General features: G+C 63.4%; 19 protein-coding genes. 6 read left to right on the top strand and 13 right to left on the bottom strand.

Annotation, left to right across the window (positions count from 1 at the left end):
* Both BGC09_RS16810 and BGC09_RS16805 read right to left on the bottom strand, forming a co-directional pair.
* Positions 1 to 2,112, bottom strand: a 2,112-nt coding sequence (locus tag BGC09_RS16810; RefSeq protein WP_069805394.1) for an FAD-binding and (Fe-S)-binding domain-containing protein, incomplete at its 3' end; no start/stop codon positions are given.
* Positions 2,113 to 2,350: 238 nt separating this feature from the next.
* Positions 2,351 to 3,301 carry a nucleoside hydrolase gene (locus BGC09_RS16805; protein ID WP_069805393.1) on the bottom strand — a complete coding sequence of 317 codons (951 nt, stop codon included), beginning with the start codon at positions 3,299 to 3,301 and terminating at the stop codon, positions 2,351 to 2,353.
* A gap of 422 nt (positions 3,302 to 3,723) precedes the next feature.
* On the opposite strand from BGC09_RS16805, the gene BGC09_RS16800 reads away from it, so the two are divergent.
* Complete coding sequence (locus BGC09_RS16800) at positions 3,724 to 4,689, top strand: DUF4352 domain-containing protein (RefSeq protein WP_069805392.1); 966 nt, start codon at positions 3,724 to 3,726, stop codon at positions 4,687 to 4,689.
* Positions 4,690 to 4,744: 55 nt separating this feature from the next.
* Here the strand turns inward: BGC09_RS16800 and BGC09_RS16795 are convergent, their stop codons facing one another.
* Positions 4,745 to 5,323, bottom strand: a complete 579-nt coding sequence (locus BGC09_RS16795; RefSeq protein ID WP_069805391.1) for a pyridoxamine 5'-phosphate oxidase family protein — start codon at positions 5,321 to 5,323, stop codon at positions 4,745 to 4,747.
* Positions 5,324 to 5,585: 262 nt separating this feature from the next.
* Between BGC09_RS16795 and BGC09_RS16785 the strand changes: the two genes are divergently transcribed.
* A complete protein-coding gene (locus tag BGC09_RS16785) occupies positions 5,586 to 8,207 on the top strand; it encodes an Eco57I restriction-modification methylase domain-containing protein (RefSeq protein WP_069805389.1) in 2,622 nt (873 codons plus the stop codon).
* Between the two features lie 51 nt (positions 8,208 to 8,258).
* Here the strand turns inward: BGC09_RS16785 and BGC09_RS16780 are convergent, their stop codons facing one another.
* The gene (locus BGC09_RS16780) at positions 8,259 to 9,530 is read right to left on the bottom strand and encodes a helix-turn-helix domain-containing protein (RefSeq protein WP_069805388.1); all 1,272 of its coding nucleotides are present in this window, start codon (positions 9,528 to 9,530) and stop codon (positions 8,259 to 8,261) included.
* A 532-nt stretch (positions 9,531 to 10,062) separates the two neighbouring features.
* Between BGC09_RS16780 and BGC09_RS16775 the strand changes: the two genes are divergently transcribed.
* Positions 10,063 to 11,469, top strand: coding sequence for a DUF512 domain-containing protein (locus BGC09_RS16775; RefSeq protein WP_069805387.1), 1,407 nt, complete (start codon positions 10,063 to 10,065; stop codon positions 11,467 to 11,469).
* A 27-nt stretch (positions 11,470 to 11,496) separates the two neighbouring features.
* Here BGC09_RS16775 and BGC09_RS16770 read toward each other — a convergent pair whose 3' ends face one another.
* From BGC09_RS16770 to BGC09_RS16760, 3 genes are all read right to left on the bottom strand, one after another.
* Positions 11,497 to 12,252 carry a class I SAM-dependent methyltransferase gene (locus BGC09_RS16770; protein WP_069805386.1) on the bottom strand — a complete coding sequence of 252 codons (756 nt, stop codon included), beginning with the start codon at positions 12,250 to 12,252 and terminating at the stop codon, positions 11,497 to 11,499.
* Between the two features lie 115 nt (positions 12,253 to 12,367).
* Positions 12,368 to 13,000, bottom strand: coding sequence for a biotin transporter BioY (locus BGC09_RS16765; protein WP_069805385.1), 633 nt, complete (start codon positions 12,998 to 13,000; stop codon positions 12,368 to 12,370).
* Between the two features lie 181 nt (positions 13,001 to 13,181).
* Positions 13,182 to 13,835, bottom strand: a complete 654-nt coding sequence (locus BGC09_RS16760) for an SOS response-associated peptidase (RefSeq protein WP_069805384.1) — start codon at positions 13,833 to 13,835, stop codon at positions 13,182 to 13,184.
* 265 nt (positions 13,836 to 14,100) lie between these two features.
* Here BGC09_RS16760 and BGC09_RS16755 point away from each other — a divergent pair, with 265 nt between their 5' ends.
* Positions 14,101 to 15,480: a dipeptidase gene (locus tag BGC09_RS16755; protein ID WP_069805383.1), complete on the top strand. Its 1,380-nt coding sequence runs from the start codon at positions 14,101 to 14,103 to the stop codon at positions 15,478 to 15,480.
* A 378-nt stretch (positions 15,481 to 15,858) separates the two neighbouring features.
* Here BGC09_RS16755 and BGC09_RS16750 read toward each other — a convergent pair whose 3' ends face one another.
* The 3 genes from BGC09_RS16750 to BGC09_RS16740 form a co-directional block, all read right to left on the bottom strand.
* A complete protein-coding gene (locus tag BGC09_RS16750; protein ID WP_069805382.1) occupies positions 15,859 to 17,109 on the bottom strand; it encodes a sigma-70 family RNA polymerase sigma factor in 1,251 nt (416 codons plus the stop codon).
* A 349-nt stretch (positions 17,110 to 17,458) separates the two neighbouring features.
* Positions 17,459 to 18,175: a DedA family protein gene (locus tag BGC09_RS16745; protein ID WP_069805381.1), complete on the bottom strand. Its 717-nt coding sequence runs from the start codon at positions 18,173 to 18,175 to the stop codon at positions 17,459 to 17,461.
* Positions 18,172 to 18,693: a hypothetical protein gene (locus tag BGC09_RS16740; RefSeq protein WP_069805380.1), complete on the bottom strand. Its 522-nt coding sequence runs from the start codon at positions 18,691 to 18,693 to the stop codon at positions 18,172 to 18,174. Before BGC09_RS16740 ends, BGC09_RS16745 begins: the two co-directional genes overlap by 4 nt.
* Positions 18,694 to 18,735: 42 nt before the next feature.
* Here BGC09_RS16740 and BGC09_RS16735 point away from each other — a divergent pair, with 42 nt between their 5' ends.
* Together BGC09_RS16735 and BGC09_RS16730 are read left to right on the top strand one after the other, a co-directional pair.
* Positions 18,736 to 19,185, top strand: coding sequence for a dUTP diphosphatase (locus tag BGC09_RS16735; RefSeq protein WP_069805379.1), 450 nt, complete (start codon positions 18,736 to 18,738; stop codon positions 19,183 to 19,185).
* A gap of 8 nt (positions 19,186 to 19,193) precedes the next feature.
* Positions 19,194 to 19,559, top strand: a complete 366-nt coding sequence (locus BGC09_RS16730; protein WP_069805378.1) for a DnaJ domain-containing protein — start codon at positions 19,194 to 19,196, stop codon at positions 19,557 to 19,559.
* Between the two features lie 188 nt (positions 19,560 to 19,747).
* Here BGC09_RS16730 and plsX read toward each other — a convergent pair whose 3' ends face one another.
* The 3 genes from plsX to BGC09_RS16710 all read right to left on the bottom strand — a co-directional run bounded on the left by plsX (position 19,748) and on the right by BGC09_RS16710 (position 24,557).
* Complete coding sequence (gene plsX, locus BGC09_RS16725) at positions 19,748 to 20,785, bottom strand: phosphate acyltransferase PlsX (protein WP_069805397.1); 1,038 nt, start codon at positions 20,783 to 20,785, stop codon at positions 19,748 to 19,750.
* Positions 20,786 to 20,862: 77 nt separating this feature from the next.
* Entirely contained in the window at positions 20,863 to 21,234 is a 372-nt protein-coding gene (locus tag BGC09_RS16720; protein ID WP_069805377.1) for a response regulator, read from the bottom strand.
* 590 nt (positions 21,235 to 21,824) lie between these two features.
* The gene (locus BGC09_RS16710) at positions 21,825 to 24,557 is read right to left on the bottom strand and encodes a type ISP restriction/modification enzyme (RefSeq protein ID WP_069805375.1); all 2,733 of its coding nucleotides are present in this window, start codon (positions 24,555 to 24,557) and stop codon (positions 21,825 to 21,827) included.
* Positions 24,558 to 24,809: the final 252 nt, after the last annotated feature.

Raw genomic sequence — 24,809 nt, 5'->3', positions numbered from 1 at the left:
GAGCGGGGCCAGGCGCGGCAGGCGACGCTCAGGAGCAATGCCGCTTGCCCGCTTGAGTAGCTGGCTCAGCAGCGGCGCCTGGGTCAAGAGATTCACCAGTTCTGGGGCGCGTGCCCCCAGGGCGGCCCAGCGGTGAATAAGGCCGAAGAGATAGGCGCTGGGCGGTCGCAGACGGCCTGTGTAATAGTGGGCCAGGAATTCGGCCTTGTAGGTGGCCAGGTCTACGTTGACGGGACATTCGCTTTTGCAACCCTTGCAGGCCAGGCAGAGGTCGAGGGCCTGGCGCACCTCCTCGGAGCGCCAGCCACCGTACAAGGGGTCTCCATAGAGCATCTCGAAGAGCAGGCGGGCGCGTCCGCGGGTGGAGTGGGCTTCTTCGCGCGTGACCATGTAGCTCGGGCACATCAGGCCGCCGTCGGTGCGGCGACATTTGCCGACGCCGACGCAGCGCATGACGGCATGGGCGAAGTCTCCATGATCGGCGGGGAAGCGAAAGTAGGTGGCGGCGGGACGTGGCAGTGGCAGCGCGTGACGCAGGTCCTGGTCAAGTCGGTAGGGGTTGACGACCTTGCCCGGGTTCATGCGTCCGGCGGGGTCCCAAATGGCCTTGAACTCGCGGAAAGCCTCTAGTAGTTCTGGCCCAAACATTTTGGGCAGCAATTCGGCCCGGGCCTGCCCGTCGCCGTGCTCCCCGGAGAGCGAGCCGCCGTAGCGCACGACGAGATCGGCGGCCTCTTCCATGAAGGCGCGAAACTGGCGAATGCCTTCCTGGCTCTCCAGGTCGAAGCTGGCGCGCATGTGGACGCAGCCTTCGCCGCAGTGGCCATAGAAGTTGGCCTGGTAGCCGTAGCGGTCGAGGAGGGCGCGCAGCTCGCGCAGATAGGGGCCGAGACGGCTCGGGTGAACAGCGGAATCTTCCCAGCCTTCCCATTTGAGCGGTTGGCCCGGAACGAAGGTGGAGGCGCCAAGGGCCGATTCGCGCACTTCCCACAAGGCCCGCGCTTCGTCCTGGCTGCGGCAGAGGCGCATCTGCGGCGGGTTGCTCCTTCGCTGCAGCTGAGCCATCAGGGCGCGGGCCTGCTCTTCGGCCTCAGCGCGGGTCTGTCCGCCAAATTCAAGCAGCAGCCAGCCGCCTCCTTCGGGCAGCAGGTGCAGGTGTTCGAGATTGAGACCCTTGCGGCGGCTGTCGGAGACAAGGCCCTTGTCGAGACCTTCGAGGGCGATGGGCCGAAATTCAAGCAGGGCGGGCACTTCGTCGCAGGCGCGGAAGAAATCGGGATAGCCAAGGACGAGCAGGACTCGCTCCGGGGGACTGGGCACAAGGCGTACGGTGGCCTCCAGTACGGTGACGCAGGTGCTTTCACTGCCGACGAGGGCCCGGGCGACATGAAAGCCATTCTCCGGGAGCAATTGGTCGAGGTTGTAGCCGGAGACGCGGCGCGGGATGGCCGGGTAGCGCTGGCGAATGAGGTCAGCGTAGCGGTCGCGCAGGGCTTTGAGGCGGGCATATATCTCGCCACGGCGTCCTCCGGCGGCGATGATCTGGGCCAGCTCTTCTTCGCTGGTGGCACCTACGCGCAGGCGTAGGCCGTCGTAGGTCAGGATTTCCAGCTCTTCGATGTTGTCGACCGTTTTGCCACCCATAAGCGAATGGGTGCCGCAGGAGTTGTTGCCGATCATGCCGCCCAGGGTGCAGCGATTGTGCGTAGAAGGGTCGGGGGCAAAGGTCAGGTGGTGTTGCTCGGCGGCCCGGCGCAGGTCGTCCAGTACTACCCCCGGCTCAACACGCGCCAGGCGCTGTCTGGGGTCGAGGCTGAGAATATGCTGCATGTGGCGCGAGAGGTCGAGCACGACGGCAACGTTGCAGGTCTGGCCAGCGGTGCTGGTGCCGCCGCCGCGCGCCAGGATGGGGACATCGTAGGCGCGGCAGACGGCGATGGCGGCGCAGACGTCGTCTGCATCGCGTGGCAGGACGACGCCTAGTGGCACCTGGCGGTAGTTGGAGGCGTCGGTCGAGTACATGGCGCGGCTGCCGGCGTCAAAGCGCACGTCGCCACGTACCTGGGCCCGCAGGGCGCTTGCCAGCTCATTGAGCCTGCGCGAGCTGGTCATTCTTTCTTTCCTCGGTGATGACTGCTGCTGAACATGCTCCACTGGTTGATCTTCCGTCCTTCCTGGTCCTGATGGTGCCGGGCCTGAACACGGGTCGAGGTCAGCAAGTGTGGTTGCCGGCCCGGCCTGATTGCGGTCCAGGCGCAGAATGGGTCAGAGCGCGGGCTGTCGCTCATTCATGGCCGCGAGGGCGGCGACAGGCACAGGCGGGGAGCTAGCTGGGCTGGTTCTGAACCATTCAGAGCAGGCGCGCCAGCCGTTCCACGAAGAGGGTGGTGAAGCCTGTGACGTCGACTGCCGTGGCTGCCAGGACGTTGGCCGGCGGGGTCTCGGAACGGCGACGGAACCAGGCCACGGTGGCCCCCGAGGTTTGATGGCCGCTCAGCTCGACGTCGACGTAGACTGGCTCCCAGCGAAACAGCTCGGGCTGGAAGGCGGCGGCCAGCGCCAGCGGGTCGTGCAGGTGGAAGCGCTCGTAGCCGGCGCGCGGGGCGAAGTCCTCAAAGTAGTGAGTGAGCATGGCTGCGATGCAGCGCCCGATGTGGCTCTCGGGCCGGCAGAGAGGGGCGAACTGCGCATGAGTAAGCCCAACCTGCTGGGTGGTGTCGAGGCTGACGAGGCGCAACGGCCAGCCGGCATGAAAGACGATGTGGGCGGCCTCGGGGTCAGCGTAGATGTTGAACTCGGCGGCTGGGGTAACGTTGCCAGGGACGCGCAGGGCGCCGCCCATGATGATAACTTCGCGCACCTGATGGGCAATCTCTGGGTCCAGTCTGACGGCCAGAGCCAGGTTGGTCAACGGCCCTACGGCAACCAGGGTGATGGCGCGCGGGGCTGCCTTGATGCGCTCGCTGAGAAAGGTGGCGGCTGGTTGCTCAACAGGGCCTGCGGTCGGCTCCGCCAGCTCGGCCCGCCCCAGACCATGTTGACCGTGGACCTCGGCGGCGTGAAATGGCTCGCGCACCAGGGGACGCGCCGCTCCCGCTGCAACAGGAATGTCTTCGCGCCCGGCAAGGGCCAATAAGGCCAGCGCGTTGCGCGTGGTGTCCTCCAGCGGAACGTTGCCGCTGACGGTGGTGACACCCTCCAGACTGACCTCGGACGAGGCCAGGGCCAGCAGGAGGGCCAGGGCATCGTCGATGCCTGGATCGGTGTCAAGGATGAGGCGCAGAGGCTGCTTGCTTGACATGGGTTCTTCCTTCTGTCTGACCTGGCTGACTGGCTGCCCGGCTGAGACCCTCCGTAAGAGCCTCTGCCGGATGAGTGAATGAGCGGCCTTGCTGTGTCTGTTCGCTCTCGCTCTGGTTCTTGGCTGTCTCTCTGTAGGTAGCATATCCCTGACGGTGGGCCACGGTCAAGGTCTCCTGCCTTCTGGCCTGGGCCGAATAGCCTGACTTTTGTTCGAAAGCCTCGGTTGAGCAGGCAAATGAGTATTCATAGAGAGCGATCTATGCTAGAATACAGATGAGACGGGTGTGACACTTTTCTCCTGGAAAGAGTGGCCTCAGTCATCTTTTCAGATCCTAGTTAGGAAAGGTGTCTCGCCGGAGCAGGGTGATTAAGCCTCTCTATTCGGTTACAGAGGGTCAAAGGCTGTAGAAAGGATCGTGTATGCAGTCGTATCCTTCCCCTCCTCCTGATCAGACGCCGCCTGGGGGTGGCTCTGTGCCGCCACCGTCGATGGGCCAGACGTCTCCTCCTGGAGGCTCGCCCTCGCTGCCTGGTTATGAGCAGTGGGCGCGGCCAGATCCGTATGCTGCGACAGTCAGCTCCTCTAATATCGTGCCAGCCTCGCCGCTCACGCCGCCGCCGCCGCCTGGGCCGGGGCAAACGTTCTGGCCAACAGTTCCGACGACGGGGGGGGCACTGGTTCCAGTCCCTCCTTCGACGCCGCAGGCTCCGCGCCGTGGCCTGACCTGGCTCTGGATTATTGCCCTCGTTGTGGTCTTTCTGGCGGGTTTGGGGCTGGGCGACGTCATCGGTACGCTGACTGTTGCTCCCAAGACGACCAGCACCGCTAATCGTTCTACTCCATCGACGACATCGACGGCGCTCAGTAGCACTGATGCGACCGCGACCGCTGCTGCTGCTGCCAATAGCGGTGGCACGACGACGGGGTCTTCTCCGACACCCACGTCGGCCTCTTCGTCCTCGTCTTCCACAACGAGTAGTAGTAGTAGCAGCAGCAGCGTCCATCATAAGGTGGGTGAGACGGTCACTTTTAATAGTATCTGGCGGATCACCGTGAACTCGGTCCAGACCTCGCCGGGTCAGGGCTTCGATCAGCCCAAGGCTGGTGATCAGTACCTGCTGCTTGACGTGACGCTGGTCAATATCTCAAATAGTGAGCAGGAGGTGGCGTCAAGCTTCAATTTCACGCTGCGCGATACCGAGGGGCGCGAGATTGAGATGGCTTTTGTGGATTTTGCCAGTCCGCCGCCGAGCGGCAAAGTGGAGCCGCAGCAGAAGATTCGCGGTACCCTGCCCTATGAGGTTCCACAGAGTCAGCACGACTTTGTCCTCTCCTTCACGGATATTATGCAGAGTGGCCAGCTCTTCTGGGATATTCATGTGTGAGAGCGCTGGCAGAGAAGCGGCAATGTGCCTGGTTGCCAATTGAGCTGATGCAGCGTCAGGATTGCCGTTGAGTCTGCTGCTCGTCTCCATAGCGGTAGGCTCCGGCGAAGTCCGGCGCTGCTTCTTTCTTTTTGCCGCTCCAGGCGGTGATGCGGATCTCGTAAACGCTGGTACGCTGCAGCTCTTGATCGGTGACGGCCCGGTAGTCGCGTCCCGGCTCCAGGTGCGGAGCGTACTTTTTGAGCAGGAGGTGGAGCGCTGCTCTGGCCCGCTCCCGGTCCTGGATGATGGCCCCTTGCCCAAAGACCACGACGCTGGCGTATTCGACGCTGAAGCCCAGGGCGGTTTTGGCGGGCAGGAGTCTCCCCATTTCGTAGACAGTGAAGCAGACGCGCTCGCTGCCTTCGATGTTGCGGCGTGTCCGCCCGCTGGGGGCGGTGTGCAGATAGATGGCGTGCGCGGCTTCGTCGTAGACGAAGAGGTTGCTGTTGAGAAAGGGCTGCTCGCTCTCAATGGTGGCCAGTACTCCTACAGGGGCACGGTGAAGAAAGTTGCGTATCCAACCTTCGTCGTTGACAGCCCGATCACGCCGACGGATCTGATGTAGCTCTTGCTGTCCAGGGGATTGCTCCACGCTGGTGACTCCTTTCGCTTTCGCTCGCTTGGGGTCTGCTGGCTGGTCTTAGCATGCCCGTTTCTGCAGCTGTTGACAAGAGCCAATGCTGTGGTGCGCGAAGCAGCCATTGACACTGGCCCCTGGACTGGCACGAGGCTCCTCTTCCTTGCCTCGCTGGCCTGCTGAAGAAGGAGGGGCTTTGCTCTGCTCCCTCCCGGCCAGGCTTGCTTGTTCTGGTGCTCTGGCAGGGGCGAGAGAGAGGTCTGAATGGGTTGCAAGCATGGATCGATCTCCTGAAAAGGCGTCGGTGACCGACCAGCGAGAGATGGAGGCTGCCGTCGGTGTCGCGGCTCTGAAAGCGCGTATCTGCGAGGCGATTGTCCTGGTGCTGACGGCGCTGGTCAGGCAGGCGCAGCGGCTGCTCGCGGGAGAGGCTGAGCCGACAATGGGCGCTCAATATGGGCAACTGGCCAGGCTGGCTCTGGAGGATCTGGAGGGCCTCTGTGCGCAGGCGCTGCGCCTGGTCTATCGCCTCTTGGTGACCGAAACCCTCGAACGCGCCGGCCTCCTGGGAGTAGAGGACCCGTTTGGTGAGCGAGAGCAACTGACTGCGGGGGCCGAGGCTCCTGCTTACCGCCTCTGGAGAGGTTTGCAGCAGCGATGGGCGCTCCTGCGCGCCGGCTGTCGGCGGCGTGGGCTGACCCTGGCCCCCTATCCTGGCCGCCTCTTTGATCCCGCGACTACTCCCTATCTGGAAGCCCTGCCGCTGCCCGATGCGCCGCTGGCACAGATCCTGGCCCTGTTCAAGTCTGTCCCGCTCGCCGCGCAGGTGAGCGCTGAGACTGGCTGGATCTGGCCGCCGGCGGCGCTCTATGAGGATCTGCTGGCCTATGAGCCGCGCCTGGCCAGCGAGCCGCTGTGCGAGGTACAGGACCGGGGACGGCGCTTCGTTCTTCCTGCACGGCTCACTGTCCCCTCGGTGGGCTGCGACGGTCGGAGGTTCTCCCCAGTGGCGCGCCCTATCCGTACTATCTCCCCTGGCGACCTCTATCTGGCTCCCGGTAGCGGGCGCAAGAGCAGCGGCAGCTACTCGACGCCTCCCGCCCTGGTCTCCTATCTGGTGCGCCGGACGCTGGAGCCGCTGGTGAAAGGCTGCCGGGGCGTCGAGGAGGTGCTGGCGCTCAGGGTCGTCGATCCGGCAATGGGCACAGGCGCCTTTTTGGTGGCGGCCTGCGACTACCTGGCCCGAGCCTGTGTCTGCTCCTCTGGTGCGGCGGAGGCGCCACAGGAGGCAACTTGCGAGGAGTCGCTGCTCTACCGTCGTTTGGTGGTCGAGCGCTGCCTCTCTGGTGTTGATTTCGATGAGCTGGCTGTGGAGCTGAGCCGCTATGTGCGGGCCAGCGGCCTCTATCCAGCTCAGCGTGCTGCTCTCGGTGGCGGTAAAGCGAGCGGTGGCGACCTTAACAGTTATAAGCTCTTTGTCGATCGCTCCTATCGCCTGCTACGTCCCGGCGGCCACGCTGGTCTCGTGGTGCCGGCCAGCCTCTATACCGATCAGAGCAGCACCGGCCTGCGCCGCTTGCTCTTGGAAGAGGGGCGCCTGCTCGTGCTGCTGGGCTTTGAGAACCGCGCCGCCCTCTTCCCTATCGACAGCCGCTGCAAGTTTGCCTTGCTGGTTTTTGCGCGCGAGCGACCCCAGCCTACCGCCCAGGTGCGGGCCGCCTTTATGCTGCGTGATCCCGCTGTTCTGGAGAGCGACGAAGAGCGGTTCACCATTCGCCTGCCCTACGCCCTGATCGCCCGCTTTGCCCCGGAAACCCTCTCGCTGCTGGAGCTGCGTACTCAGGGCGAGGCCGATCTCCTCAGCCGCATCTATGGCGCCAGACCGCTGCTTGGCGAGCAGCAGGCGGAAGAGGAGGCCGACGCCTGGTCGGTGATGCTGGCGCGCGAGTTCGATCTGACGAGCGATCGCTCCCTCTTCAACCGTGCTGGCCAGGGCTGGCCCCTCTACGAGGGGAAGACCATCCACCAGTACTGCGCCTCCTTTGCCGCGCCGCGCTATTATGTCCTCCCCGCCGTCGGGCTGCCGGCCCTGCTGCGCAGCGAGCTGGCTCGTCTGGAGCGGACACTGGATGCGCTGGCCAGGGAACGCTGGCCCCAGCTCTTGCCTGACAGCGGGCGCCACGAGCGCGTGGCAGCTCTGCTGGCCGCTCATGGCCGCGGCCCCCTGAGCGCCAGGGATGTCCGCCTCGATTGCGAGGTGCCGCGCCTGGCCTTTCGGCGGGTGGCCAGTGGCACCAATGAGCGCAGCCTGATCGCGACCATTCTCCCCACCGGCTGCTTTCTTGGCAATACACTGACCTACGTCCGTCCCTGGCGCCTCGACCGGGACCGGCTGGCGGCCCTGCTGAGCGCTGGGCCGGCCCAACCGCTCAGCAGGGCCTACGAGCCTGCCCTCTCGCCGCTGCAACTGGCCTGCCTCTGCGGCCTCCTCAATTCCTTTGTGCTTGACTACGTGATCCGGCGCAAGATCACGGTCGATCTCACCATGTTTCAGGTCCGCCAGCTACCGGTGCCCCACTTCGCTGAGGATCAGCCGCACTGCCGGGCCATCGCCCGCCGCGTCGCTCGCCTTGTCTGCCTTGACCCCGCCTTTCAGGCCCTGCGTGGCCAGCTACTGGGGAGCGAAGACGCGCCCGTCCTGTCACTGGCGAGGCGCCAGGAACGCCAGCAACTTCAGAATGAGATCGATGCCATTGTGGCCCATCTCTACGGTCTGAGCGCCAGTGACCTGCGCGACCTGCTCTTTGCTCCCCAGAGCTTCCCCCTGGTCGCCCCTGCCATCAAGGAGGGAGTACTGCGAGCATTCAGCGCCGTCGAGCGCTGGCTTGAGCGCGAGTGACCGGCGCGGCGAGTACGCCCGGCCCCGTCTTCTGTCTCGGACGCAGATCCTCTACCCTGGGAAGTCCGTCCCGAGCTGGTTCCCCAGCTCCACGATGGCCTGGGTATGAGCGGCGGGCGAGGTCTTCAGACGCTTGTAGAGGGCCTGGATGCGTTGCATGTTGAGGAAGGAGTGCAGCCCGCGAGCATGAGGGAGACATTGCTTCAGGAGGTAGGCCGCCTGCTCCAGCTCGCCGCACTGGAACTGGCCTTCAGCCTCCAGAATGATGGCGTAGATGCTGCGGCGCCGCAACTCAGAGGCGGGACGGCGCTGCTCTAACTCGGCCAGGGCCTCACGGGGACGCCCCAGCGACAGCAGGGCACGGGCGCGGTCGACGTGATAGCGGTCCACGTCGGCCTTGACAAAGAAGGGATCTTCCTGGGTCTGGCCGCTCCTGATGAGGCTGGCGGCGCGATCGAAGGGAGCCAGGGCCGAGCGCCGCTCTTGCTCGCTGCGCGCGGTCAGGGCGCGCGCAACGCCATAGTGGAGCAAGAGCGCGGCCTTCAGGGAGGCCGGCGCCTGGGACTGCAGCACTTTGCTTTTTTCGAAGTACTTCAGCGCCTGTTTGGGATCGTTCGCATCTAAAAAGGTCAGGCCGACCCAGAAGTAGACTGCGGCCATCGCGTCGTAGGCGTTGCTCTGGTGGGCCCAATGGAGGGCCTTGGTGGCCTGTTGGAGGGCCGGCTCAAAGCATTGGAGATCGCGGAGCGCCGTGCTGTAGAGCATGTGGGCGCTGGTCAGGAGCTGCAGCGCGCTGGTGCGCTCCGGCCCCATCGTAAAAGGGAGCTGGCGGTAGAGGTCGTTGAGCAGGCAGTGCAGACGGGCCAGATCGGGGCGAGCGCTGGTCTGATGATGGTGAATCCAGGCTTCTTGCACGAAGTGCCCGGCGCTCTGCCAGTCGGGCAGATTGCTGTCGGTGAAGAGAGGCGAGCCGTGCAAGATGAAAAAGGTCGCGGGATCGTGTTGCGGACCCACCAGCGCGGAGTCATCCGGGTGGGCGGCCAGGGCGAACAGCACCGGGGGAATGTTGAGCAAGCGAGCCACGGCCCGGCGTCGAGAGATCGAATCGAAACCCATGTCGGTAGCCTCCATTTTGCGCACGGTGATCTCGCTCAGGCCCAGGGCCAGGGCGAGATCCTTCTGACTCCAGAACCAGCCACAGGCTTTGACCATCTGCTGGCGATAGTAGCGGGTCACCTGGCCTGGCCGGGGATAGCCATCGGGGCCAGCTTCAAAGGCGGGCAGGCCCATCTTGACCCACCACGGATCGTTTGGGGCACTCATCTCCCTTCCTCCTGCTTCTTTCCTGACGGCAGACGTCACGCGAGCGGCAGCAGACCCCCTCTGAGTCCTGCCTCTTTTTGTGAGGATAAGCGGATTGACATGTATCGTCAACAGACAAGCGATATTGATAATATCGGCAGGTAGAAGATTTGCTGAGCCTGAAATGGAGGATCTAAGGCGCAGAAAACAGCTTCCTGAGCAGATTGGGGATGTGGTGGGAGCGACGGCGGGCGGCAGGTCTGGCCCAAAAATTGGCCAAATTTGAGGGATGGCCATAGGACGATCGGGGGAGGAAGCGAGAGATGGGGCCTGGGTCTGCCGTAGGCCGGTGGTGGCAAAAGGGGAGCGAAGATGATTTGACGTCCAGACCCTGTCAGCCGTATAATCTTGGCCGATACCTCCCAGTGCCAGCGAAGGAAAGGCCAAAGCCAGCGAACCGGGGGCGAGCCGTCAGCGTGTTCGGCAGAGCAGCGCGCCCCGTGGCCCGGTCCACTGCCAGCCCAATAGCCGATAAAGGAAGGAAGCAGCGTTCATGCCAAAACTCTATGGTTGGGTGCGTGAGGTGGTGCCCGACAGTCCTGCGGACCGAGCGGGGCTGCAGCCCGGCGATCTCATCCGCACGATCAACGGCCATCTTATTCGCGACCTGGTCGATTACCAGTTTTACAGCGCCGACGAGGTTCTGACCATCGTCTTCGAGCGCCAGCAGGAGCAGCACGAGGTCACCATCGAACGCCTGGAAGGTGAGAGCCTGGGTCTGATCTTCGGCGAGGAGCCGACGCCGTTTATTCGCCAGTGTGCCAATAAGTGCGTCTTTTGCTTTATCAAAGGCTTGCCGCCGCGCTATGCCTCGCAGCCGGGGCTACCGCATGGCCTGCGCTCCACCCTCTACATCAAAGACGACGACTATCGCTACTCCTTCCTCTTCGGCAACTTCATCACCCTGACCAACCTCAAAGAGCAAGACTGGCAGCGTCTGGCCGAGCAGCGTCTGAGTCCGCTCTATGTTTCGGTCCACACGACCGAGCCGGAGCTGCGGCGCAAGATGGTTGATGGGCCGCGGGCTGGCGAGATTCTGGAGCAGATCCGGCGTCTGGGGGAGCTGCACATCACCTGTCACACCCAGCTCGTCCTCTGTCCGGGGATCAACGACGGCGAGCACCTCGAGCGCAGCATTCAGGACCTGGCGGCTCTGCGCCCCATCGTCGAATCGATCTCCGTGGTGCCAGTGGGCCTGACCAAATATAACAACCTGCTCAAGACCGGTGACCTGCCGCCGCTGCGCCCCTATACGCGCCAGGAGGCGGAGCAAATCATGGTCCAGGTGGAGGCTCATCAGCAGCGCTTTGCCGCCAGCCATCCCGAAGGCTATCCCTTTGTCTACCTCTCGGACGAATGGTACTATCTCGCGGGCCGCGAGGTTCCGCCCGCCGCTCATTACGGTGACTACGCCCAGATTGAAAACGGCGTGGGCATGACGCGCTACCTCCTCGATCAATGGGAGAGCGCGCGGCGTCGCCTGCCCACGCGCATGCCGCAGCCACGGCGCCTGACCCTGGTCACCGGGACGATGGCCCGGCCCATTATCGAGCGCCTGGCGGCGGACCTCAACCGCATCGAGGGCCTGGAAGCGCAGGTCGTCGCCGTCGAAAACCGCTTTTTCGGCGCTCAGGTCACCGTCGCCGGCCTGCTCTGCGGCCAGGATGTCCTTGCCACCCTCCTGGAGCAGGAGCACCTTGGCGATCTGGTCCTGTTGCCACGCATCATGCTTGACAACGCCGGTGAGCGCTTTCTCGACGATGTGACCGTTGAAGAATTTCAAGAGCGCCTGCCAGTGGCCTCGCGCTTCGTGCGCAATGCCCAGGAGACCGTGGCCGCCGTCCGCGAGCTGGCCGGTCTGCCGGCACCGCGCCTGTGGGCGGCCCTGGCGACCCACTGATGGACGAGCGGGGAGCGGCCTCCCTCTCTACCTGGTGGCCACCGTCAGCAGGCGTCGACTCTCCAGGCTGAACGGGGCGCCTGCCTCGTCATAGGCTTCCACCCGGCTGAAACCAGCCTGGCGCAGCCAGTCCGCCAACTCGGGCAGAGTGAGCAGACGCACAAAGAAATGCGTCTCGCGCTGGCGCCCGTCGCGCAGGATCACACGCCGGGTGTGCAGGCGTCCGCTGAGCACATCGTAGCGCAGCTGATCGATCTGCCAGGCCCCGTCGCGCTCCAAGACTCTTGTCCGCTGGGACTCACGGAGCAAACGCTCGCGATTCTGCAGATCGAGCAACAGCCGTCCGCCGGGCTGCAGCACGCGGGCAATCTCTGCCAGCACCTGGTGATTCTCCTCGTCGCTGAAGTAGCCGAAAGAGGTGAACCAGCTCAAGACCGCGGCAAAGCGGCCCGTCCACTCTGCTGGCAATGAGCGCATATCGCCCTGACGGTAGTCGACCGCCAGTCCCCGCTGCCCGGCCTCGGCGCGCGCCTGAGCCAGAAAAGCCACGCTCTGGTCCAGCCCGCTCACCCGGCAGCCACGAGCCGCCAGCCGGTTGGCGATCCGGCCATAGCCGCAGGCCAGATCGAGCACCGGCACCTCTGGCTGCAGCCCAAGCAGCCGCCAGATCAGGGCCACCTCCTGCTCGCTGCGCTCCTCCGTCAGCAGCGGATCGTAGAAGTAGTGGTAGTCGGAAACCTCAAAGGTGCCTTCAACATCAAAAGCCTCCGGGTCCAATGGCATGCTCACGATCTCCTCCTCATGTTCAGCACAAGGACCAATGCCAACAACAAAAGAGGCTCCGGGCCTGGCCGGAGCCTCACGACCTGACCTGGCGAACGAGCGGCCTTGCTGCCTCTCAACGGGACGAGGCCCCTGGGTCGCGCTGCGGTCCCAGGCGCAGCAGCAGCCAGGCCGAGGGCAGCAAGGCCGCTGCCAGCAAGAGCTTCAGCGTATCGCCGATCAAAAAGGGCACCATCCCGAGCAGCAGGGCCTGGCCCAGCCCCAGATGCAGCACCAGAGCCAACCAGGGCACACCCACGGCATAGATCATCAGCGAGCCGGGCAGCATCGCCAGCGCGGCGGTCAGATAGCGGCGATCCAGCCCCCGCTCGCACAGCCAGCCCGTAGCCCAGGCTGCCAGCGGATAGGACCACAGATAGCCGCCAGTATAGCCGAGCAAGACCGCTGCCCCGCCAGCGCCTCCGGCGAAGACCGGCAAGCCCAGCGCTCCCTCAGCCAGATACGCTAGCAGGGCCAAAGCCCCGCGGCGGCTCCCCAGGACCGCCCCCGTCAGCAGCACACCCAACGTCTGCAGCGTGATCGGTACTGGTGTAATCCAGGGAATATAAATAGAAAATCGAGCACATAAGGCCATGAATGCACTAAAGCCAAGCACCAGTATCCCATCGCGCAGCAGAGCGGCGGAACGCGACAGCGAGCGAGCCGGCAGCACGCGATCCACCAAGGTTGTACCGGACACAGAAGCCATCGAAGGCGCTCCTTTCTCAAGGACATACTGATCAGCACTGCCTGGAAGGCAGGCAAAGGCAAGGACCCGATCGGGCCTGCAGCTCTGGCAAGCTGACGGCCCAGCGGGTCCCTCTTCCTCTGCACAATTATAGACAGCCAGGTGTGCAACTGGCAAGGCGCGGCGTCGGCGGCGCCGGCGCTCAAGCCAGCAAGGCCGCCCCCTCGTTGTGGGGATCGTTGACCAGGCGCGAGACCGGGCGGGCCTGCATCTCCTCCGCAGGATAAGGGCGCAGCAAAGGCAAGAGCGCCTCCGCCTCCTGCAGCGTCGGATCGAGCCAGCGCTCGCAGGCCTCGCGCGGAAGAATCACCGGCATCCGATTATGAATTGTCGCCAGCAGCGCATTCGGCTCTGTCGTCACAATCGTGCACGTACGCAGCACGCGGCCATCGGCGGCGCTCCACTGATCCCACAGGCCGGCGAAAGCGAAAGGAGAGCGATCGCGCAGCGTCACATACATCGGCCTCTTCGTGCCATTGGCCTGCTGCCACTCATAGAAGCCGTCGGCCACCACCAGGCAGCGGCGCGAGCGCAGCAAGTGCTTAAAGCTCGGCTTCTCGGCCAGCGTCTCCGCGCGTGCATTAATCATCCGGTTGCCGATAGCCTCCTCTCTGGCCCAGGAAGGGATCAGGCCCCAGCGCAGCCAGGCCATCTGGCGCGCTCCCTCATGCAAGATCGCCACCACCTCCTGCGAGGGAGCGATATTGTAGCGTGGCTGAGCCTCCAGTGTGGCCGGCACCCCGAAGACCTCAGCGATCGTTTGCAGATCAGTAATCAACGTAAAGCGCCCGCACATAGACGAGACAACTCCTTCCTTAGCAGCCAGTCAGCCCGTTCCACCTGGTGGTAGGGGGACTGACTGACTGACCCAAAAACACAACAGTCCCAAACCCTCTTTCTCTCTCTATTCTGCGCGCTGCTCCCGGAAGCGGCAAGGGCAGATCCCCCTCAACCCTCCCATTGCTGGCTGGTAGAAAGCTCGCTCTGGACAAAGCCAGCCTGATCCTGCTACCATAACAGGCAGATTTCCCTTGCAGACGCTTCAGGAAGGAAGAGTTATCATGATGCAGATAGAAGCGTATATAGCAGAGCATGAGCAGCGTTTCCTGGAAGATCTCAAAGGGTGGCTGCGAATCCCCAGCATCAGTGCCCTCCCCGAGTACGCTGCTGACGTGCGCCGGGCAGCCGAGTACGCCGCCGCCCAATTGCGCAGCATTGGTCTTGACAACGTCCGTCTCATCGAAACCCAGGGCCATCCGCTGGTCTATGGCGAATGGCTCAAAGCGGCGGGCCGGCCCACTCTCCTTATCTATGGACATTATGATGTCCAGCCCGTTGATCCCATCGAACTCTGGCAGACGCCGCCCTTCGAGCCGACCATTCGCGGCGAGAATCTCTACTGTCGAGGGGCCTGCGATGACAAAGGGCAGACCATGCTCGTCTTCAAAGCCCTGGAGACCCTCATCACCACCGAGGGAGGGCTGCCCGTCAACGTGCGCGTCCTCATCGAAGGAGAAGAGGAGACCGGAGGCGAAGCCATCGAGCACTACGTCCGCAACTATCCCGAGCGCTTGAAGTGCGACGCCGCCTTTATCTGCGACACCCATATGCCGGCGCCCGACCTGCCGGCCCTCATCACGGGCCTGCGCGGCATCCTCTACACCGAAGTCGAAGCGCGTGGAGCCGTACGTGACCTGCACTCAGGCACCTATGGAGGCATAGCTCCAAACCCCTTCCATGCCCTGGCCCTCATCATTGCCGGTCTCAAAGACGTGCATGGGCACATCCACATGCCCGGTCTCTACGATCGCCAGCGGCAGGCGCCGCCGCAGGAAGAGCGTTTCTGGCAAGAAGATCCCCTTCACCTGGCCGAGGCCCTGCGCGAAGAGATGGGCGTGGCCCAGTTCTCTGGCGAGCCAGAGTATCCGCCGCTACAGCGCATCTGGGCCAGACCGACTCTGGAAATTCACGGCTTCGTCGGTGGCTTCAGCGGCGAAGGCCCCAAGACCGTCATTCCCGCCAGCGGCAAAGCCAAGATCAGCATGCGCATCCCAGCCGACCTTGGACTCAAAGCCGAAGAGGTCTATCGCCTCTTCGAACGGCGTGTCAAAGAGCTGGCCCCGCCCGACGTCGAGGTCACCGTCCACAAAATCCATGCTGGCGAGGGCGTACTCGTCTCGCTCGATGCCCCCGTCATGCGGGCTGCCTCAGCGGCCCTCAAAGAGACCTACGGACGCGAGCCGATCTTCATTCGCGAAGGCGGTTCCATTCCCATTGCGGCCCTCTTTAACGACATCCTGCAGGTTCCCATTGTCCTCATGGGCTTTGGCCTGCCCGATGACAATCTCCACTCGCCCAACGAAAAATACTCCCTCAAACAATTCTTCAAAGGGATGCGCACCGTCGCGCGCTTCTTGCAGCTCTACGGAGCGGAGTCCTGAGCGCCAGCGAGCCAGGCCAGAGGACCAGGGAAGGCAAACAGCGCAGTTGCCAATACACAAGAAAACAGAGCAGGAAAGGTACCTCTTCCGCAGAGGGCAGCCTTTCCTGCTCTGTGGTCTTCGCCATTACTGTGGCGCAGATGGGCTCGGTTCCACTACTGGAGGAAGATCAATCTGCTGGAGAGCAAGCGCCTGACCAGCGCGACCCGCTGACCGCACTTACCGGAGAAGCACCTGGCAAGCGTGGTGCAGGTAGATAGAAGCCGGGCAGCCAGCGCTGCGCGCCAGGCACCAGAGCAGGGCCTTCCGGCCTGGGGAACAACGAGCAGAGCACGAGGATGAGCGGCGTGTGCAGAGAAATTCAGCTGTGTCAGCGGATCAGCCGCGCAGGCGCTCCAGGACTGGCGGCTGGCGCAGCTTCGCCAGAGCGCCGGCCTCGATCTGGCGTACGCGCTCGCGCGTAATCCCCAGTTCGCGGCCCACCTGCTCCAGCGGATGGGCCTGACCATTGCCCAGGCCGAAGCGCAACTGTAGCACCAGGCGCTCACGCGGCGTCAGCACCGACTCCAGCACGCGCTGGACCTCATCCTTCAGCGTCTGAGTTGTCGCAATATCTTCTGGTGAAGCGGACTCAGTGTCAGCCAGCACATCGCCCAGCTCCTGCTCCTCATCCTCGCCGACGGGCAGCTCCAGGGAGACGGGGGCGCCCGGGGCCGACTGCAGCTCCTGCATGCGGATGGGGTCCAGCCCCGTCGCCTCGGCCAGCTCCTGCTCGGTCGGCTCACGGCCCAACTCCTGCAGCAAGCGCTGACGCTCGCGACGGATGCGGTTCAGAGCCGTATTCACATAGACGGGCAAACGGATCGTGCGCCCTTTATCAGCCACCGCGCGACTGATGGCCTGGCGAATCCACCAGGTGGCATGCGTCGAGAAGCGATGGCCGCGACGCCAGTCATAGCGCTGTACGGCGCGGATCAACCCGATGTTGCCCTCCTGGATCAGATCGAGCAGGCTCAGACCACGCCCGACATAGCGCTTGGCGATGCTGACAACCAGGCGCAGATTGGCCAGAATGAACTGCTTCTTGGCCTCGCGGTCACCCATCTCGATGCGCTTGGCCAGCTCGATTTCGCGCTCGTGCGAGATCATCGGCACACGCCCGATCTCGCGCAGATATGCCATCACGGCATCCGATTCGCCGGTGTCTAGAGCGCTCGCTGTGCTCTCGTCCGCATAGTCGGAGCGGCGCCGGCGCCCGCCGGGGCGACGTACTGCACCCCCGCGAGTCGCAGGCAGGGAAGGAAGAGAGAGCAGCGAGGCGGTATCTTCTAGCTCAGGCGAACCTGGCAATTGCGTCAGATCTTCATGCATATCAGGCATCTCTTCTAACTCCAGGGCTGCTGGCTCTAGAACGCTGAGGTCCTCGTCCAGCTCAGGCTCTTCGTCCTTGCCAGGTTCCTCCTCTCCATCAACAACAGCGTCGTCGTCGTTGTCGTCATCAAAATCTATATATTCAAGATCCTTCGTAAGCAACTGATCAAGTTGCTTCTCCAGATCTGGATTGTCTTGTGTGGGCTGGTCATCTAAGGTAAGCGCATTTCCCGTGTCGGCACGCTCCAGGTCTAACATATGCGCCCTCCATGAAAAGGTAGTGTCTATCTTAAGCAGCAAGATAGCGGCTGTGAGGCTGTCTGACCCTACACGCAGGGAAAGCGAGCCTTCGACCTGAGAGAGACCAGGTCTGACGCCGGGTAGGAGAAAGATGTAAGATGAGACACGTTGCTTCTACCGATAGGAACACAGTACGGCCCAGAAATATTCCAGCGCTATTCCAATTATACCCTAAAGGTTCCCTTCCGTGCCAGTCTGTGACAGCATTGAATACTTAAAGATGCTCTACAAGAAAAAAAGACTTTAGCTGTAAGAGGCGTATACTTTTTCAACGTTGCGATCATTATTACATACGCTTGAGGGTAGGCTAAAGTGGCAGGGAACCCGAGGAGCCGGAGGCGGCCCCGGGGGAAGCGGCCCGTTCTGGCTCTTCGAGCTGGGGGTGTGGTCGGGGCTGTGGTTCGGCGTGAGTTGCCCGCAGGCGGCGCAGCAGCAGCAGCAAGCGATAGCTCAGCCAGGTAGCCAGGGCCAGGGTCAGCAAGAGCAGCGAGACCATCCCCAGAATCTCGCCTACGGCCTCCCAGCTGGCGCCGAAGAGAAAGCCGAGGCTGAGGGGCAGGCCGACGCCCACCAGCTCGCCGAGGGCATCGAAGAGTAGAAACTTGCGGTACGGATAGCGTTCTGCCCCTGAGAGGAGCGTAATCGGCACGCCGAAAGCCGAGAAGACGGTGCGACCGAGGAAGATGGCCCAGCCGCCGCGCCGATGGAAGAGCTGACGTGCGCGCTTGAGGGCCTGCTGTGGAATCCAGTGTTGTGGCGAGTGTTCCAGGTAGTCAAGCAGGCGGCCTCCCCAGCGGCGACCGAGGCTGTAGCCGACGCTATCGCCGGCCACAGCGGCGCTGACTGCCAGCAGGGCTAGCAAGCCGAGGTTATAGTCTCCCAGGACTGCGAAGGCCCCGGCGGCCAGCAAGAGCAGGGTGATCGGGAGTGGGATACCGGCGGCGCCCAGAAAGACCAGGCCCCACAGAGCTGGATAGCCGTACTCTTGCAACCAGTTCACCAGGTAGGGAAGCAGGGCGCTCATGGCCATTCTCCCTTTGCCAGTGCAGAGGATGCCGCAGGCTCTGTCATCTGGGGACTGTTCGGCCCGTGGTGCTGCTGGCGGTAGGTCTCGATCGCCTGCTGCAGCGTGCGAATCAACTCGTCAACAGGGCGTTTTGTACGCAGAGACAGTGCGTGGAGGGTCAGATGTTGTACGGAGGGCGTCGCTGGAACATGCAAGGCCCGATAGAGGTACCCGGCTGGTACGTGGCAGAGGTGGGCTACGTAGGGAATCGTCATCCAGGGGCGAATGCTGCGCACATCCCCCGCTTTGACCAGGGCGCGCTGTTGCTGCAGATGCTGTACAGCGTGATAGGTTGAACTGGCAGCATACACCGTCGTGCTGACGGCCAGGCAGAGCAAGAGCACCAGCCCAAGCAACTTGAGTTTGAGACTCAACACCAGGCTGCGGCCCGACATAGCAGTGGCAAAGGTAGGAAAGCCGCCGCCGGCGCCCGGCGACGCTGACCACCCATTTCTCTCAACAAGGAAATCCAGCACCTTCTCTTGACGTCACAGAAGCTCTTTTCTAGAATAGCAGAAATGAACAAGTATCTGCAACCGCTCGACGTGGCGATCAAACGTGTGGACCCAGCCCTGCCGTTGCCAACCTACGCCACCGCTGGCTCGGTTGGCTTTGATCTCCTCTGCCGTCAGGATACAGAGATCGCACCCCGTGATCTCGGTTTCATTCCGGGCAACGTCATTGTGCGCACGCCACCGGGCTATCTGCTCCTGGTGACCCTGCGCAGCAGTACGCCGCGACGCAAGGGGCTGCTGATCCCTCATGGGGTGGGCATCATCGATCAGGACTACTGCGGCGAGGGCGACGAGATACTGATCCAGGTCTATAACTTCCGCGATGAGCCAGTTCTGATCAAGCGCGGTGAGCGCATCGCTCAGGGTATTTTCATTCCGGTGGCTCTGGCCTGCTGGCAGGAGGTGACGGCCCTGGGGCCAGGGCGGGGCGGCTTCGGCAGTACGGGTGAATGAGGTCAGCGATGCAGGACTATTATTCTATTCTGGAAGTAGCACCAACTGCCTCGCCCGAGGAGATCAGGCGCGCTTATCTGCGCCTGGTGCGCCGCTATCATCCTGATGCAAATCAGAACGCACCTGGTATGCAGGCCAGATACGAGCAGCGGATGAAGCTGATCAATGAGGCCTACGAGGTCCTGGGCGACCCGCGGCGCCGCGCCTCCTACGATGTGCACCGGGCCGCCGAGCTGCGCGTGCGTGCGCTACGCGAAGCCCGGCTGAAATATCAGGCTCAGGCGGGCAAGCCCGGCCCCTCAACTGAGATGACCTGGCTCGAAGGTCTGGTCGGCTTCGTGCGTGAGTTGAAGCGTAGCCTGCGCGAGGACTAGCTCCTCTTTCCCTCTCAGTGTCGGGAGAGGCCCCCGCCCGCCGTTACAACCAACCTGCGCAGACTGCGCGCGGTGTAACCTCAGCGCCGGGACCAGCGGCTGGCAGTGGGTGACCTCTCTCAAGCGCTGCTTCTCTCTCCTCCCACCCCTCGCTCCAGGACAGACCAGCCGGGCCGGGTCGCGGCTGCTTAGACCTCGGCCTCGGCTCGTTGCTCGCCGCCGGTTCCCAACCTGGCCAGGCCCTCGGCGATGGCTGTCACTACTCCCTGCTCCGCCGTTTCGCGGGCCACCCGCAGCGCGTTTTTGATGGCCTTAGCGTTGGAACGCCCATGAGCGATGACCGCCACGCCATTGACGCCTAAGAGGGGGACGCCGCCGTACTCGGCATAGTCGAGGCGTTTGAAGAGTTGCTTCAGGCTCGGCTTGAGCACCGCCGCCGCCAGCGTATTGACCGGATTGCTGGTCATCTGGCTGCGTAGCATGGCGATGAGGGTCTCGGCCAGCCCCTCGCTGAGCTTGAGGACCACATTGCCCACGAAGCCATCGCAGACCACCACCTCGGCAGCGCCTGCTGGAATATCGCGCCCTTCGATGTTGCCGATAAAGTTCAATCCGAGGCGGGGGGCGCTCTCTTTGAGCAGATGGTGGGCTTCCTGGACCTGCTGGTTGCCCTTGGTCTCCTCTTCGCCGTTGGCCAGTAGGGCCACCCGTGGGCGGTTGATGCGGAAGAGACGTTCCATGTAGACGGCGCCCATCAGGGCGAACTGCTGCAGGTACTCGGGCTTACAATCCGTATTGGCTCCCACGTCAAGGACCAGGGTCGTGCCGGTGCGCGTGGGCATGACCGTCCCCAGGGCCGGTCGATCGACGCCGGCGATGCGTTTCAGAACGAACAGCGAGGCGGCCATCATGGCGCCGCTGTTGCCGGCGGAGACCGCTCCTACAACCTGGCCGCTACGTGCCAGCTCCAGGGCCAGCACCAGCGAAGCATTTTTCTTGCGCCGCACCGCGGTGGCCGGGTGCTCATCCATCGCGATGACCTCGTCAGTGTGGGTGATTGCCAGATCGAGGCCGCCTATGTCGTAGCGCGCCAGTTCGGCACGAATCTGCTCCTCGTGACCCACAAGCTGAATGCCGATGCCGTACTCACGCGCCGCCTCCACCGCTCCCTGCACTGTGGCGCTGGGAGCGTAATCCCCCCCCATTGCGTCGAGTGCGACGCGCACTTTCGCCTCCATAGCCTTGCTCTCCTCTTGCCCTCAGTCTGCTCTTGCTCTCGTAGCTCTGGTTGTCCTCGTTGCCATCACGGCTCGCCGATGGTCTTGCGCACCAGCTCGACCAGCTCGTCCAGGTTAAAGGGCTTTGAGACAATCTCCACGACGCCAGCGTCGCGGAAGGTCTGCTCTTCGTGGGCCACATTGGGATAGGCCGTCACGATGATCACGGGGATCTTCTTCTCCAGCCACATCTCCATCAGCTTCAGCTCATCCCGTCCGTCCAGATAGGGCATCATGATATCGAGCAGGATCAGATCGGGATCGTGCTCGCGTACGGCGTCGTAGAAGCGTAGGCTCTGCGTCGTCATGTGGGTCTCGTAGCCCTCATCGGCGAGCGCCTCGGTCAGGAGATCGGCGATGGTGGGGTCGTCATCCATAATCAAGATCTTTTTGGCCATATGACCAACAGCCCCCTCGTCTCTCGTCTCGTGAATACAGGAACTACAGTCTCCTTCATACCAGGATCAATTGCATGCCCTCGCCCTCGGCGGAGAGCAAACCGCTCGCTTGGGGAGCGGTCGCGAGCACTTCTCGACCCGCTGGCGTGGCGACCTCGTGCATGCCCGATCGCATCGGGGCTGCGCTGCTGGCTGGGACCTGGCCAGCGGTGCAGAGCGGAGCAGAACAGAACGACGTGGTTCAGCTTGCGCTGAGCCTCGCTGCTGCACCAGCTCCGGCTCAAGGCCGTCCAAAAGCGCTCTCCACTCGGTCCGCACGAGCTGGCCCGCTCGTTGAGCAAGCTCTCTCTCTGACTCAGCGGGCAGGTACCTTTGACTCTGCCTGAATGGACTGGGTGGTAGATGCCCGTATAATTATAGCACTCTGCCACTGTCTTTAGACGTGTCAGTGTGGGCTTTTGCGCAGGCAGTAGGACCTTCTGTCTGGCTCCACTCTGGCTCTGGTCGCCGGCTGGAGCAGCCCCCCCAAGGGCCGGGGCGAGCTGCCGGCTGGCTGCGCCGGGCGTCCATCTCTTCTCTTTCTTCTTCTTTCAGGGAAGCAATGCTTCCAGAGCGCTGCTGCTTTGGGCCATCAGCTCCTGCGTCTCGGTGAGGATGGCCAGTAGCAGGCGGTAGCGCTCATACTCAGCGGGAGTCAGCTCCTGCCCGAGGCGCTCCTGTAGCCAGCGCGCGCTGATCTGGTAATGCCCAATGCGGAAACGCCAGCACTCGGGCGGCAGGCCCTCCAGAGCCTGCTGGGCGTTTAACCAGAGCCGCCCGTCCGCTGTGTAGTGCACGAACTCGATCCGCAGGCGCCTGGCCTGGGCCTGGGCGGGAGGCAAAAGGTAGGCCGAGGGATGGGGAAGGCTGGTCTGCAGGTGTAGCTTGAGCAGGCGGCTGCCAATGCAATAGAGCAGGCGAAAGCTGGTGCGATGCGCAGGCAGAGGACAGCGCGGAAAGTCGCTACTGAGCTGCTCGCTGTAGCGCTGGCGGTAGATGGACGCATGGAGAATGGCGTACAGGTAGGCCAGCACGGCCTCCGGTCCAAAGCTGCTGAGCAGGTCGCCGCTCCCCCAGGGCACGAAGCGCAGGTTGAGGCGGCTCGCGAGAGCGGCAATGAAGGCAGGGGACAGATTGGGGCGCGCTGCTCGTGCTCGCGCTCGTGCTCGCGCTCGTGCCCCCGTGCCTGCCTCTTCCGGTGCCTCCTCAAACTCGAACAGGTAGAGGGGGAAAACGTAGGCGCATTCGCGGGTTGCGCTTGAAAGCAGGCACATATCGGTGAGGGTCTGGCTGACAAAGACGTGCTGGAAGCTGCCCTGGCTCAGCTGGCGCGTTGTGACCAGCAGGATATTGGGCGGGAGGGCGTGGCGCATCAGGGCAAAGCGGTGGTCGCCGGCTTCGATGGCTGGAGGCCAATAGGCGATACGGCGCGTGTCGAAGGGGCGATAAGCGTAGTCGCGGTAGAGCTGTTGAGGTGGCAGCCCGCTGAGCTGGCGCAGGAGCCGGGCCTTGTGCTGCGGCGTGCCGCGACGTCGCTCGTCGGAGGCTGCTCTCGTCCCCTGGGCCTGTTCTTCCTGGCCGTGCTCGGCCAGATAGGTGGCAATCTGGCTGGCGATGGCTTCGTCGGAAGGGCCAACGAGCACGGCGTCAAGGTGGGTTTTGATTCCTGTGCCGTAGATCGGGAAGATCTCTGGCAGTGCTGGGTAGCGCTCCCATTCGGCCAGGCGAGTCAGAATGCGCGGTACAAAGAAGTAGAGGCGGGGCTGCGGCTGCAGGCGTTGCCAGGGGGTGCTTGCCAGGTCCATCCTCTCCAGACGGGCGTACTTCTCGCGGCGGCTGCCACGCAGGGCCGCGTAGTGGACAGTCGCCCGTCTGGGTGCGGTCCGCCGAGAGCGGGCAGCGTCCCGGTGCCGGACAAAAAGGCCGATGGCCACGCCCTGGCGGATGGGGAAAACGTTCTCATCGGGTTCTGCGTCCCCGTCCCCGGCTGGGGTTGCTCGCTGGCTGTTGCCGTGCAGATCAAGCAGATAGATCTCGTCAAAGCTGGCGAGCAAACTCTCGCGCATGCGGCGGTGGGTCAGGCCGTCAAGATAAGTATGGCTCGTAATGAAGGCCAGCAAACCGCAGCCAGCTTGCTCGATGTACCACTGGCCGCAGCGAATAAACTTGATGAAGTCATCATCCAGGTTCAGCTTGCGTTCGCCCAGGTCGCGCTTGTAATCCTGAAGCAGAAGGCGCAGCCAGGGGTAGCGTGTGGGGCGCCCGAAGTTGCCATAGGGAGGGTTGCCGATGAGCACAGGCAGGCCGGTATGGGCCGGTTCGCGAGCCAGCCAGAGCAGACCGTCCCCAAGGGCAAGACTGAGTTGACCGGGCCGCTGGCGCAGGTCGTAGCCGCAGGCGGCCAGCTTGAGACCAAGGCTGAGGTAGGCCACCAGCCAGGGAGCTGGCAGGAGTTCATAGCCGCGCAGATTGGGCAAAAGCTGCTCGACCACAAAGTGTGACCAGCGCTCCAGCTCGGCCCGTTGGCCGAGCTGACTATAGAGAAACTCAATCAGGCCGTGCAGGAAAGCGCCGCTACCAACCGCAGGATCGATGACCTCGAAGCTGCCCAACTCGACCAGGCCCTGACGTAAGGCGAAGGCTTGCTTCAGCACGAGGTCGACGCTGCGCACCATGTAGGAGACTACTGGCGCCGGTGTAGCGTAGATGCTGCCGGCGTTGCGCAGGCTGGGACGGTAGTGACGCAGGAACTGCTCGTAGCAGTAGATGAGTGGATCTTGCTGTAGCGCCTGCAACGTCGGCGCCGTGGCGCGCGTCGCCAGTTGCTCGCCTGCCGATAAGGAGAGGGCGGCTGCACTCAGCTCCTGCAGCTCGGCGATGGTCTGGGCCAGGGGAACGGCCAGGAGCATCTGCTTGAAAGGGTCCTGTAGCGAGAGCGGCAGCCAGGAGAGCACAGAGATCAGCTCGTTTTGATCCTGCTCGGACTCGCGCTTGCTGATCGATCTGGCCAGAGCCGCAGTCAGAGCCAGACAGCAGAGACCCTGTGTGTAGAGGTCGACGCTCTCCTCGGGAGGCAGAGCTAACCCTGTCGGTTCGGCGAGCGCGTCCCATTCGCCCGCCTGGACAGCCTGCTCGCAGAGAGGGCGCACACGATTCGTGGCCAGGACGGCCAGCTGCTTTGCCAGGCGATTGCACTGGCGTACGATCGCTGGCTGGCGCCGAGAAGGACGTGAAGGGGCGGCGACCAGCGCCGATGCTGACGACAGGAACTGGGATGACGACATCGCTCTTCTCTTCGCTCCTGCTGATGAGAGACAACCAGCTCTGAAACCGCTGCCGGACGCTGGCCTGGCGATTTACCGCCGGGCCTGGCGCCTGCGCTGATATACACTGATATATTGATATGCTACTCTGAAATTATAGAACGGCCTGGCGCTCAGCTGTGGGGCATAGTCAGCTCAGGTCAGAGCAAGTGACAGGCGCAGTGAGAGGGAGTGCGGGCCAGCTTGCAGCTTCCTCCGCCCCCGCGATACAAT

It is taken from the genome of Thermogemmatispora onikobensis (assembly GCF_001748285.1).
Classification (GTDB): domain Bacteria; phylum Chloroflexota; class Ktedonobacteria; order Ktedonobacterales; family Ktedonobacteraceae; genus Thermogemmatispora; species Thermogemmatispora onikobensis.
The sequence above is the reverse complement of the archived record's forward strand: the minus strand, read 5'-3'. Positions and strand labels throughout refer to the sequence as shown.